This is a genomic window from Protofrankia sp. Cj5, from assembly GCF_917627405.1.
Classification (GTDB): domain Bacteria; phylum Actinomycetota; class Actinomycetes; order Frankiales; family Frankiaceae; genus Protofrankia.
The window spans coordinates 1-12,841 of record NZ_CAKJTO010000121.1 but is presented as its reverse complement, the minus strand read 5'-3'; the positions used below and the strand labels follow the sequence as shown (position 1 = coordinate 12,841).

The following is a 12,841-nucleotide window of genomic DNA, read 5'->3' as shown; positions in this document are numbered from 1 at the left end:
ACCGGAACAGTAATCATACGGGTTGGCGTTACCACCAGGAAGCGGGTCGACCTACAGGAACCGGCCGGTCAGCGGGTTGTACAACCGGACACCCATGAGCACCAGGCCGCCGAGGGCGTCCGCGGAACGCTCCTTACCACCCAGCCAGCCATACCGGGGAAACGCGGTCGAGGCGAAGACCGGCAGGCCGAACTCGGTGCTGTCCGCGAAACTCGCAATCGAACCGACCGTGGTCGAGTCATCGGCGGTCGCCACCACATCGCCGTGCAGGTTGACCAACTGGACCGTGACCGTGCCGGTGTTGGACTGGATCGCGGCCAGATCCCCACCGATCCCGGGAATGTTCCGCGTCCACGTGCCATCGGACACCCCAATCCACGCCGGGCTGTCCCCACCATCGGCATAGTGGTTCGTCGACGTCGTCAACGCCTGCGTCCACGACCGGATGCGCCGCGCCGGATCCAACGCGTAGCTACGCGTCACCGATCCCTGCGTCTGCGAAGCCACCATGTCATTGACGTAATAGCCCACACTCGCAGCCACCCCACCAGCCACCGTCAGCCCGGTGGTCCGACCGAACAGGTCATAGCCGTAGCCGGTGTTCGTCAGCCGATCCGCCTGATCGTAGGTCGAGTTCAACGTGAAATCGGCGGTCGTGGTCGACGAGCAGTTCCCGCTCGTCGGGTTCCCCCCGGCGTCGGGATGGTTCACCAGGCTCGTCCGGTTCGACTCGGCGTCGTAGCCGTACTGCCGGGTCGAACAGATCACCGGACCGCCATACGCCCGGGTATCGGCCACCTGCACCAGCCGGCCCGCCAGATCATAGGTAAGCCCAGTGCTGTTCGCCGGGCCCGCGTCCGCCCGCACCTGATCGAACACCGACCGCTTCTGCGTGAACGCCAACCACGTCGTCCCCGACTTGGCATACGTCAACGCGGTCAGGTTACCGCCATTGTCATACCGGGTGCTGGCCACCACCCCATTCGGATACGTCTGCGACACCAACTTGCCGTCCGCGTCATACGAGCCGGTGAACACCGACGGCGCAGACCCGGCGCCCACGTTCAGCGCGGTCACCAGCCCGCGATGCTCGGACGCCGAGTCGTAGGTGTAGGTCGCTGTGCCTTTCCCGTCGGCGCGGGACGTGACCTGCCCGTCGATGTCGTAGCCGGTCGTCGCGGTATTACCATCCGCGTCGGTCTGCGAGGTGACCCGGCCCAGACTGTCATAGCCAATAGTCAGTGTCGTCGTACCGTCACCGGTACTGATCGGCAAGCCGGTGGTCGTGCTGTACGCGTAGGTGACCGTCGGTAGGGTGGCACCCCCGTCCGCCGCCGGAGACGCGGCGATCGCCGCGGACGTCTTCCGCCCCGCCGCGTCATAACCCGTCGTCGCCGTGCGGGTCGTGGTGTTGACCGTCTCAACCGCGGTCAACACCTGACCGAGATCGTTGTAGGTGTACTTCACCGTCGGCAACGGATTGCCCGACGACGGCTGCGCCGCCGGCCCACTGCTACACGCCAGCCCCGTCCACGCCGCGTTCACACAGCCACCGCTGCCAGTCGCCGTGTAATAGGCGATGACCGTGGTGAACGCATCCGTGCCTGTACTGTTCGCCTTCGGCATCCGGGACTCCACGACCTGCCCGGCCGTGTTGTAGTAACTCGTCCGCACGACCGTCGGGTTACCTGAGCCCATCTGCACCGTGACCGTGGTGGGTCTGCGCTGCACCCAGCCCGAGGTGTTCGGATCCGCGCCGGCCTTGGCCTCATAGCCATTCACCGTCACCCGGCTGTCGCGGTCCGTCCCCGCGCTGACTCCCCCGACCCGGGCGCTGGTCGTCACCGTCGTCGCCAACCGGAACGGCGTCGGCGCCGCCGGCGCCCCTTGGTCATAGTCGGTGTGCGCATGCGCCCGCGCCGACACCGTCGAGCCGTCGTCAAGCAGCACCTGATGCGTCGGCCCGTAGCTGTCGACGACCTCGACGCCGTCGGCGGCGTACACGCTCTGGTCATCGAGCTGCTGGGCACGCGCCGCCGACGCGGTCAACGCCGCCACCGTCGGATCGGTATCCGCGGTCGGCGCCAGCGCCTGCGCCCGGTTCCCCGCCGACAGAGTGCGGATCACGTTGCCCCGGGCGTCATGCTCGGTCGTGGAAACCTGCCAGGCCCCCGCCCCATAGCTGGCGCTGTTGACCGCCCGGCCGTCACTGTTCACATAGGTCAGGTCCGCGTACGGCCAGTCCGCGGAGGTGGGCGGGCTCGCCGGGACGTGACTGGCGGGGAACACCCCGGCCCCATACAGCGGCAGATCGGTCTGCGCCCAGCCGGCCACCGCGGCCGGGGACAGGTCGACCGGCGCCCCCGACCCGCTCACCGGCACGTCGTAGACCACCGTCTGCGTGGCCGTCGGCCCGGACGGATCCGGCCGGGACACCGCCGCCAGCCGGCCCGTGCCGTCATAGGCCAACGTCCAGGCGGTCTGCCCCGGCGGGGTGATCGTCGCCAGCCGCCCTTGAGCCGTGTAGGAGTAGACGGTCTGTAGATGCGAACCGTCGGTGTTGTCTAGCCGCGGATCCCACTCAGCGCGCAGATGCCCGGTCGAGTCATACAGATACCGGGCCACCGTCACCGGCGTGGCGCCGTTGAGGTTCATCGCCAGCGCGGAGACCCGCCCGGCGGAATCTCCCCAGGTTCCCGGGTCGGTCCCGGTCGCGGTCGTCGACGCCGCATAAGTGACATCCAACGCCCGGCAGCCCGCCATCAGCGTCGTACAGCTGACCCCGGCCGGCACCGGGGCCAGGATCCGGGTCACCCGACCAGCACTGTCCGTGGTGAACGTCGAGGTGGTGCTCGACCCGGGCTCGACAACCTGGCTGACCACCCACACGGTGGACGCGCCCACCGTCTTCGCCGTGTACACCGTCTTCGAACCGTCGTCGTCGGTGAAGGTGAACTGGGTCGCCGAATCCTTGACCAGCACCGACCCGTCGGTCCCTGCGTCCCCGACCCCGGTGTAGCTGTACGGATAGCCGCCGGACCCCGACCGGGTATACAGCGACTGGACCCCGTCGGCGCCGGTCAACGTCGCATACCCACCGCTGTCAGTGGCGTCGGTGAGCGTCTCGGCCGCCGAACCCGCGGCTGGGCCGGGCAGGCTCGCCGTCCACCCCGGCCCAAACACCCCCGCCGGCAACGACGACGATGCCGCCGGTGCCAGGGACGTCGCGGTCCGCCCCGCGCTCAGGCTCCCGGTGTAGCTCGGCATGGACGCGTCCGTTGCCGACACCGCGAAATCCCCGGTCAACGGCGCCCATGTACCCGGCCCCACCGGCTGGGTCGCCGCCGCGTCCGCGAACGCGCTCCGCAGAAACTGCACCGTGTGCAACGGCGCGCACAACGTCACCTGAGATGCGTCGAGGAAGCAGGGCTGGATCTGCACCGGACCGTCCGCTCCGCCCGCGCCGGTCACCGTGGACGTGACATCCCAGGTCAACTTGTCGAACAGGTTCGACCCGTTACGGTTCATCGGCCAAGTCGGATGCGTCGCCGTGCCCAGCACCGTCACGTCGGCGGTGGGGATGTTCGTCCACGCCGTGCCCGCGGCCACCCCCTGCCGATACTGGAACGTGACCTTCACCTGCGCGGTCGGCGCCTGGCCCTCCAGGGTGGTGAACCGCTGGGTCCGCGCCCCGCCGGACCCGGCGCACCCCGGAGAAACTCTCCAGACTCAACGTCCCATCCGGATTCACGAACGTCGACGTCGACTCCGTCCGCTCCGACGTGATCTCGATCCGGCGTTTCTCCGCCCGCGCCGTCAACTGCGCCGAAACCAGATCCGGCCGCTCCGCCGGACCCGCCGCAGACGGAGACGCATTCGCGGCCGGCGCCGCCACCGCACGGGACCCGACCGGTACGAAATCCGCCACCGTCACGGCCAACGCCGTGACCAGTAAAACAACCAGCAGCCGGGCATGGAAAAAACGCCACCGGACAGCAGGCACCAGCCGGCACGCCCCCGCGGTGGGCACATCACCCACCCGACCCGCCCGTTGCTATGTGCAAAACCACAACCACCACACAGCAACAATCGATCATCGTCGAGATGTCACCCAACATTCACCCGGACAACACCCACAACCGGATGATCGAAAAGTAGGGGACGAGACACCTCACCCGGTGATCCGCGATCCCCCGGCAGGCTCGGGATCGTCTGACAGCGGTCCCGGGCCGCCCGCCATGTGCACGCCCGCCGTGTGCACATGGGCTCCGCATCTGGTCTGCTGAATGCCGCACGGAGACAGGTGTGATCCGGTCGAATCCCCAAGGAGCCCGGTATGACCGATCTGCTCGGAGACAACCGAGTCGACGCGGTGCGGTACGAGGTGGCCGAAAGCGTCGCCACCATCACGCTGAACCGGCCGGAAAAACGCAACGCGCTCACGCCGGCGATGGTGGACCGCTACGTCGAGCTGATGCGCGAGGCGGACGACGACCCGGCAGTCCGCGCCATCGTGCTGACCGGCGCGGGCAAGGGCTTCTGCGCGGGCGCCGACCTCGCGCTGCTCGCGGAGGGTGAACAGACCCTGCGCACGTTCATACCGGGCACGGCCGCCATCGCGGACGCCGCCGTCCGCACGCGCGTCCCAGTGATCGCCGCGGTCAACGGCGCGGTCGCGGGCATCGGGTTCGGTCTGCTCGTCGGCGCGGATGTTCGCATCGCCAGCCAGGAGTCAATCTTCACTACGGCGTTCGCCCGACTTGGCCTGGTCGCCGAGTACAACACCTCCTGGCTGCTGCAACGACTGCTGGGCCTGCCGAACGCGATGGATCTGTTGCTGTCGGGGCGGACCATCGACGCCGACGAAGCGCATCGCCTTGGCCTGGTACAGCGGGTGGTGCCTGCGGGTACAGCTCTCACCGCAGCCCTCGACTATGCCCGTGACCTGGCACACAACTGTTCACCCAGATCACTCTCCACGATCAAGAGCCAGGTGTACGCCGATGCCGAGCGTTCCCGCGGCGAGGCGCTCGAGGCCAGCGTCCAGCTGATGGGTGAGTCCTTCAGCTGGCCGGACCTCGGCGAGGCCATCCTCGCGCGGCAGGAGAAGCGTCCCCCGAACTTTTCCGCCCCGCCCGCCTCCTGATCTTCAGGCGGGGCAGGGATCTCACGTTTTCCGGCCCGCAGGCCGGGACGTCCTCGCTAAGAGCGTGTGTGAGATCGTCATTCCGGCTGACCGGGCCCAGACGCCCCCTGGCCGCGTTGTCGGCCACACCGAGACAACTCATCCGGTATCGCTTCGGCCTGCCGCCTTGCCAGGGGCGCCTGGACGCGGCTCACTGATCGGAAGCCCGATCTCACACAGGCTCTAAGAGCCGCGACCACTGGCGCCACCCATCGCTCATTGCTCGTCATCCATCACCCACAAAGAGTCATAGAATTGATATGAATACAATTACGAACTAGCCGATGTATGAGGACACGGCAGGCCGAACGGTTCCACCGATGGCGGGGTCGACAATGCTGCTCACAGATCCGCTCACCCTGGGCGGTCGGAACGCGCCGAGCCGGGTGCTGTTCGGTCCGCATGAGACCAATCTGTGCCACGGTCGGGCGTTCTCCCCGCGCTCGGTGGCGTACTACGCCCGGCGGGCGGCCGGTGGCACAGGTGTGATCGTGACGGAGGAGGCCTCCGTCCACCCATCAGACTGGCCGTACGAACGGGCCCCCCTCGCCGCCGACTGCGGCCAGGGCTGGCGGGCGATCGCGGACGCGGTGCACCCGTACGGCACCCTGCTCATCGCCGCGCTGGGGCACTCCGGCGGTCAGGGCAGTTCGGCGTACTCCCAGCGGGAGCTGTGGGCACCGTCGCGAGTACCGGAAGTAAACACCCGCGAAGTGCCGAAGTCGATGGAGCCCGCTGACATCGACGCGGTGGTACGAGGCTTCGCTGGAGCGACCCGCACGGCGCTCGCCGCCGGCTGCGACGGCGTGGAGGTGAACGCCGGTCAGTACAGCCTGGTACGGCAGTTCCTGTCGGGTCTGACGAACACCCGGGAGGACGAGTACGGTGCGGACCGCCTGCGCTTCGCGCGAGAGGTGCTGACCGCCACGCGGGAGGCGGCCGGGGACGCGGTCGTCGGGCTGCGGCTGTCCTGTGACGAGCTGGCGCCGTGGGCGGGAGTGACCCCCGAGGCAGCCGTTGAGATCGTCCGTGCGCTCGCCGGGACCTACGACTACCTGGTGGTGGTCCGTGGGTCGATCTTCACGGTATCGGCGACCCGGCCGGACATGCATGTCGAACCCGGCTTCAACCGCGAGCTCACCGGCTCGATCCGAGCGGCGCTGACCGACGCCGGCCACACGGACGGCAGCAACGGCTCGGCGGATACGGGCGGCCGCGCCGCCGTCCCGGTCATCCTGCAGGGCAGCGTGGTGGACGTCGACATGGCCGAGGCGGCATTGACCGCCGGTGTGGCCGACGCGGTGGAGATGACCCGGGCGCAGATCGCCGACCCGGACCTGGTGGCAACCACACGGGCCGGCCGGCCCCCGCGTCCATGCATTCTGTGCAACCAGGTCTGCCAGGTACGGGACAACCGCAACCCGCTGGTGTCCTGCGTGGGTGAACCGTCGTCCGGCCATGAGACGACCGACCCCCCGGTGGCCGGTCGGGCACGGGAACCCGTTGCGGTGACGGTGATCGGCGGCGGGCCGGCCGGCCTGGAGGCCGCGCGGGTCGCAGCCCTGCGCGGGCATCCGGTGACACTCCTGGAACGTGCCCCCCACCTGGGCGGAGCGGTCGTGGCCGCGGCGGCGGGCGCGGGGCGGTCACGGCTGACCCGTCTCACCGACTGGTTGGCGGCGGAGTGCCACCGGCTCGGTGTGGAGATCCGCACTGGGGTAGACGCGGGCCTCACCGCGGCGGGCCTCACCGCGGCGCCCCCGGCGAGCATCAGCTCTGCCGGCAGAGCGGTCGCGGTCATCGTCGCGGTCGGCGGCCAGGACGGTGACCAGCCCATCCCCGTCAGCGTGCCGCCGACGGAACCCGCGCCCGAGGTGTCACTGGCCGAGGACGGCCCGGCCACGCCGGTTGTGCGCAGTGCGCGGGCGCTGTTGACGGCGGCGGCGGCCGGGGCCGATCCGCTGCCGGTGTCCGGTCCAGTGGTGGTGTGGGATCCGCTCGGCAACGCGACGGGGATCGCGGTCGCCGAGCGGCTCGCCACGGCCGGCCGGGACGTCACCCTGGTCTCGCCGGATCTGGTGGTGGGTACCCAGCTGTCCCGCAGCGGCGATCTCGCCCCGGCGAACGTCCGGTTGCACCAGGCCGGGGTGAAACTGGTGAAACGGACCATATTGACCCAGCTCGAAGGCACCATCCTCTACGGGGACGACGTGTTCTCCGACGCCACAGTGGAGATCGCCTGCGCGGCGCTGGTGACCAACACGGCCGAGCTGCCGCTGCTCGGGCCCGACGAGATAGACGAGCTGGCGGCGGCGTCCGGGACGGTGGTCGGGGACGCGGTCGCTCCCCGGAGCATCTACGAGGCCGTGCTGGAGGGACGCCGGGCCGCGCTCGCCGTCGGCGACGGGGTACCCCGGCCAGCGCCGGCGGGCCAGGCGGATCCGGCCCGGGGAAGCAGGAGTGCCGGTCGATGAGTCGATATCGCCATCTGTTCAGCCCGCTGCGGCTCGGACCGGTCACCGTCGCGAACCGGATCGTGTTCTCGGCGCACCTGACCAACTACGCCGAAGACGGGCTCCCTACCGAGCAGCATGCCGCCTACTACGCGACCCGGGCGGCCGGCGGCACCGGATTGATCATCACCGAGGAGCACTCGGTACACCCGACGGACTGGCCGTACGAGAAGCTGATCCACGGCTTCTCCCGCAACGCGATACCCGGTTACCTGCGTATCACCGAGGCGGTCCACCGGCACGGCGTCCCGATCTTCGCGCAGATCAACCACAACGGCGGGCAGGCATCCGGGATGTTCTCCCGGCTGCCGGTGTGGGCACCGTCGGCCGTGGCGGACCCGCTGTTCCGCGAGGTTCCCAAGGCGGTCAGCCACGCGGAGATCAACGAGATCGTCGCCGGCTACGCGAAGACCGCCGGGCACTGCGCCGAAGGCGGCTTCGACGGGATCGAGCTGCAGTGCTCACACTCGTCGATCGTGCGGGGCTTCCTGTCACCGGCGACGAACCGGCGCACCGACGACTACGGCGGCCCGCTCGCCAACCGGGCCCGGCTGCTGGGCGAGATCGTGCGGGCGGTGCGGGCCGCGATCGGCCCTGGGCTCGCTCTCGGGGTGCGGTTGTGCGGCGACGAACTGATCGAGGGCGGCATCACCCTCGACGAGTGCGTCGCGGTGGCGCGGCTGGTCGAGGCGACCGGTGCCGTCGACTACATCAACACCTCGATCGGGACGGCCACCTCGACGCTCTACATGATCGAAGCTTCGATGGCTGTCCCGCCCGGGTACGCGCTGTTCATCCCGTCGGCGATCCGGGGCGCCGTGGACCTTCCGGTGGTCGGTGTCGGCCGGTTCAAAGACCCGCTGCAGGCTGACCGGGCACTGGCCGACGGGCACTGTGACCTGATCGGGATCGTGCGTGGGCAGATCGCGGACGCGAACTTCGCCCGCCTGGCCCGCGCCGGGGCGACCGACAGCATCCGGCTGTGCCTGTCGTGCAACCAGGAATGCGTCGGACGGATGGGGCTGAACCGCTGGCTCGGCTGTATCGAGAACCCGCTGACCGGCCGGGAGGCGTCGCGGGCCGCCGAGGGCACCGTCGAGCCCGGCCCGGACGGCCGTGACCCGGCCGGCACCCTGATCCTCAGGGCACCGGTGAAGCCGAGGGACGTGCTGGTGGTCGGCGCCGGGCCGGCCGGCATGCAGGCGGCGATCAGCGCCCACCGCGCCGGTCACCGCGTCACCGTGGTGGAGGCGGCCGACGAACCGGGCGGGCAGGTGCGCCTGGCCGCGGTCGTCCCGGGCCGGGCCGAGTTCGCCGACCTCGTCCGCAACCAGCTGGCCGAGCTGCGGGCACTCGGCGTGGCGGTGAAGACCGGCGTCCGGGTGGGCGTCGGCTACGTCCGCGACCACCGCCCCGACGTGGTCGTCGTGGCCACCGGGAGCCGCCCGGCCCGGCCGTGGTGGGCGAACCCCGACGATCTCCGGGTCGCCACTCTGCGGGCCGTCCTCGACGGTTCGGTGTCCCCGACCGGCCGGGTCGTGATCGTGGACGAGATCGGCTTCCACCATGCGCCGTCCGTCGCGGAACTGCTCGCCGACCGTGGCTGCCAGGTCGAGGTCCTCTCCCCGGACATGCAGGTCGGCCAGGGCCTCGGGGTGACGTTGGACAGCGAGGGCTGGAACATCCGGGCGGCGCGCAAAGGCATCACCCAGACCACGGACAGCGTGGTGCTGGGCCTGGACGACACCGGTCTGCAGGTGCTGTTCCACCCGACCGGCGTGACCACGGCCCGTCCCTTCGACCATGTCGTGCTGGCCGTGCCCGAGGAACCCGACGACGATCTCTACCGCACCCTGCGTGACACCGGTGAGGTCGCCGTCCACCGGATCGGGGACTGTGTGGCACCGCGCCGGGCGCACGCCGCCGTGATCGACGGCGACCGGATCGGGAGGAACCTGTAGATGCCCTCCGTCTCAGCCATTTCGGCCGATTCGCGCTCACCCGGTTCGGCGCTCGGTGTCATTGTTGTGCGCCGCGGGGTGCTGCCGGCGGGTGCGGACGAGGTGACCGCGGAGGCGGGCGGGCGGGTACTGCTCGTCGGCGACGGCGTCGCCCGTGCCGCGACCGGCCTGACCGCCGCGACCGAGGTCACCCTGTGGGAGGCGGGCGAGTTCGCGCCGGCGGCATGGTCCGCGGCCCTGGCCACCGGGCTCGACCGCGGCACAGCTGGCAGCAGTCCGATCGACAGCGATTTGATCATTATGCCCGCCTCCCCGGACGGGCGCGACTTCGCCCCGCGGCTCGCCGCGGCTCTCCGACGGCAGCTGGTAGCCAACGCCGTCGCCGTCCGCCCCGGCGAGATCGTGGCCGAACGCTACGACGGCCGGCTTGCCGAGCATGTGCCGGTACGCGGGCCGGTGGTGGCGACTCTGGTGCCGGGCGTCCGCGGTGTCGCGCCGCACCCGGGCGTCCCGCGGACACGGTCGATCGCTCCGGCGCTCCCGCATCCGGATGCGGTGCCCGATGCCGAGGTGCTGGAAGTGCTGGCGGCCGATCCGGCGACGATCGCGCTGACCGAGGCGCCCCGCATCGTCGGCGGCGGGCACGGAATGGGCAGCCGGGAGGCGTTCTCGCAGCTCAGCGACGTGGCCGCGGCCCTCGGCGCGTCGCTGGGCGGCACCCGGGTGGTGGCCGATCTTGGCTGGATCCCCTTCGAGCGCCAGATCGGCACCACCGGGGCGATCGTGGCGCCCCGGCTGTACCTGGCTTTCGGGGTCAGCGGGGCCGTTCAGCACACCAGCGGCCTGGGCAGCCCCGATCACGTGATCTCGGTCAACGTCGACGGGAGCGCGCCGATGATGGCCATGGCCGATCTGGCGATCATCGCGGACGCCCCCACGGTCGTGGCCGAGCTCCGCCGCCGGCTGGCCGGAGCTGCCGAGGCCACCGCCGGCACCAAAGCCATCGGCAGCGGGACCATCAGCAACGGGACCATCAGCGACACGACCGTCGGTCACGGCGAAGGGAGCACATCGTGAGCGGCGCGCCGTCCTCGGATGATCGCTATCCGGATGGGCACCTGGCCGCGCCGCCGCGGCGCCCGGCCACCAGCCCGCTCCCCCCGTCCGCGACCGCGGCAGCGGCAGCGGCAGCACGGCCGGCGAACGCCGGACACGACGCGGATGTGATCGTCGTCGGCGCGGGACCAGCCGGGTCCGCGGCCGCGCTGGTCGCGGCCCGCGCGGGAAAATCGGTACTGCTGCTGGAACGCGGGCCGTTCCCGGGCGCGAAGAACCTCTACGGCGGGGTCGTCTACGGCCGGGTCCTCGATGACCTGGTGCCGGACTGGGCCGAGCAGGCGCCCATCCAACGGTGGGTCACCCGCCGCCAAACCATGATTCTTACTGGCGATCAGGCCCTCGCCATCGACTACCGCAACCAGAAGTGGGGCCGTCCGCCGTACAACGGCGCCACCACGCTGCGCTCCGAGTTCGACGCGTGGTTCGCCGGGCTGGCCGAGAAGGACGGCGCCACGCTCGTCACGTCCACCGTTGCCACCGGACTGCTGCGGGACCCGCTCACCGGGCAGATCACCGGAGTGCGCACCGACCGTCCCGACGGCGACCTGCGGGCACCGCTGGTGATCGCCGCGGACGGAGTCAACTCCTTCCTCGCGAAGGAGGCCGGCCTGTACCCGAAGGCCGGCGCCCACCACTTCACCCTCGGCGCGAAGGAGATCCTCTCCCTGCCGCGCCGGGAGATCGAGGCCCGCTTCGGGGTCCGGGACCGCGACGGCGTGGACATCGAGATCCTCGGCGGTACCGGCGGTGTCGCCGGTGGTGGCTTCGTCTACACCAACCTCGACACGATCGCCGTTGGCGTGGTGCTCTCCGTGACGGACCTCGCCACCTCACGCCAGCGTCCCGAGGAACTCATCGCTGGGCTCAAGGCTCACCCGGCCATCCATCCGCTGGTCGAAGGCGGCGAACTGATCGAGTACGGCGCGCACCTGATCCCCGAGGGTGGTTACGACGCCATGCCGGCGCTGGCCGGCGACGGCCTGCTGGTCGCCGGCGACGCCGCCGCGATGTGCCTGGCCGCGGGGATCTGGCTGGAAGGGGTCAACTTCGCGATCGCGTCGGGTGCGGCGGCCGGCCAGACCGCGGTCGAGGCCCTGGGCGCGGGTGACACCTCCGCGCGCGGGCTCGCCGGCTACCGGCGAAGCCTGGAGTCGTCGTTCGTGCTGGCCGACCACCGGAAGCTGCGCCGCGCGCCGGCACTCGTGCTCGGCGATCGCACGCAGCATCGGTACCCGGACCTGATCTGCGGAATCGTCGAGGACATGTTCACCGTGACGAACCCGCGCCCGAAGCGAGGCCTCATGACGATCGCGCGCGCCCGGCTGCGCGGCAGCGGCGTGCGGCTGCGTGACCTCGCCCGGGACGGGACCGCGGCCCTGCGTACCTTCGGCTGAAGAATGATCGCTTCATCATCCCAGGGAGGCTGTGGCATGAGTACCCGAACCTTCCTTCGCTGGCCGGCCCGCCCGTCGTCCGCGGAGACCCTGTCGTTCGCCGACCGCATGGCGACGGTGCGCTTCGACGTGGCGGACAAGGCGCACATCACCGTCGACTCCACCGTGTGCGAGAAGTGCACCACCAAGGCCTGCGTGACGGCCTGCCCGGCTGACCTGTTCGTGCCGAAGACCGACGGCGGCATCCTGTTCAACTACGAACAGTGCTTCGAGTGCGGGACCTGCTACATGGTCTGCGGCGCGCGGGGCGCGATCCGCTGGAGCTACCCGGAGGGAGGTCATGGTGTCGTCTTCCGCCACGGCTGACCTGGGCGGCCTCCCGGAGCTCCAGAACCTCCAGCTGACGGTGTTGGTGGCGCATTCGCCGCTGGCGGTCGAGGTGGACCCGCTGACCGGCGAGGTCCGCATCGACGACCGGCTGTCGGGCCTGTCCGCCGCCGACCAGGCAGCCTGTGAATGGGCGCTGCGTCTCGGCGACGCCTGGTCGGTGCCGGTACGGGCGCTGACCGTCGGGCCGCCCGCCGCGGACGCCACGTTGCGTGGCGCGCTCGCTGCGGGTGCCGCCACCGCGACCCGGGTCGCCACCGACGCCGACGCCGACGCTGACCC

General features: G+C 70.5%; 7 protein-coding genes and 1 pseudogene. 7 read left to right on the top strand and 1 reads right to left on the bottom strand.

The features are described from left to right. Nucleotides 1-51: 51 nt before the first annotated feature. Entirely contained in the window at nucleotides 52-3,639 is a 3,588-nt protein-coding gene (locus MJ777_RS19710) for a hypothetical protein (RefSeq protein ID WP_239377393.1), read from the bottom strand. A 697-nt stretch (nucleotides 3,640-4,336) separates the two neighbouring features. On the opposite strand from MJ777_RS19710, the gene MJ777_RS19705 reads away from it, so the two are divergent. From MJ777_RS19705 to MJ777_RS19675, 7 genes and pseudogenes are all read left to right on the top strand, one after another. Next, entirely contained in the window at nucleotides 4,337-5,146 is an 810-nt protein-coding gene (locus MJ777_RS19705) for an enoyl-CoA hydratase-related protein (RefSeq protein ID WP_239377392.1), read from the top strand. Nucleotides 5,147-5,505: 359 nt separating this feature from the next. Next, entirely contained in the window at nucleotides 5,506-7,659 is a 2,154-nt protein-coding gene (locus tag MJ777_RS19700; RefSeq protein WP_239377391.1) for a mycofactocin system FadH/OYE family oxidoreductase 1, read from the top strand. Next, nucleotides 7,656-9,659, top strand: a complete 2,004-nt coding sequence (locus tag MJ777_RS19695; RefSeq protein ID WP_239377390.1) for a mycofactocin system FadH/OYE family oxidoreductase 2 — start codon at nucleotides 7,656-7,658, stop codon at nucleotides 9,657-9,659. The genes MJ777_RS19700 and MJ777_RS19695 overlap by 4 nt, the downstream gene beginning before the upstream one ends. Then, complete coding sequence (locus MJ777_RS19690; protein ID WP_239377389.1) at nucleotides 9,660-10,736, top strand: mycofactocin-associated electron transfer flavoprotein alpha subunit; 1,077 nt, start codon at nucleotides 9,660-9,662, stop codon at nucleotides 10,734-10,736. A 41-nt stretch (nucleotides 10,737-10,777) separates the two neighbouring features. Next, the gene (locus MJ777_RS19685; RefSeq protein WP_370652781.1) at nucleotides 10,778-12,172 is read left to right on the top strand and encodes an FAD-dependent oxidoreductase; all 1,395 of its coding nucleotides are present in this window, start codon (nucleotides 10,778-10,780) and stop codon (nucleotides 12,170-12,172) included. A gap of 36 nt (nucleotides 12,173-12,208) precedes the next feature. Beyond that, entirely contained in the window at nucleotides 12,209-12,538 is a 330-nt protein-coding gene (locus tag MJ777_RS19680) for a ferredoxin family protein (protein WP_239312492.1), read from the top strand. Further along, a pseudogene (locus MJ777_RS19675) lies at nucleotides 12,513-12,841 on the top strand (hypothetical protein); the annotation flags it as partial. The gene MJ777_RS19680 and the pseudogene MJ777_RS19675, both read left to right, overlap by 26 nt.

Bases quoted from the DNA above. Each gene is read 5' to 3' on its own strand.
- MJ777_RS19705 (WP_239377392.1), top strand. From the start codon at position 4,337: ATGACCGATCTGCTCGGAGACAACCGAGTCGACGCGGTGCGGTACGAG.
- MJ777_RS19700 (WP_239377391.1), top strand. From the start codon at position 5,506: ATGGCGGGGTCGACAATGCTGCTCACAGATCCGCTCACCCTGGGCGGT.
- MJ777_RS19695 (WP_239377390.1), top strand. From the start codon at position 7,656: ATGAGTCGATATCGCCATCTGTTCAGCCCGCTGCGGCTCGGACCGGTC.
- MJ777_RS19690 (WP_239377389.1), top strand. From the start codon at position 9,660: ATGCCCTCCGTCTCAGCCATTTCGGCCGATTCGCGCTCACCCGGTTCG.
- MJ777_RS19680 (WP_239312492.1), top strand. From the start codon at position 12,209: ATGAGTACCCGAACCTTCCTTCGCTGGCCGGCCCGCCCGTCGTCCGCG.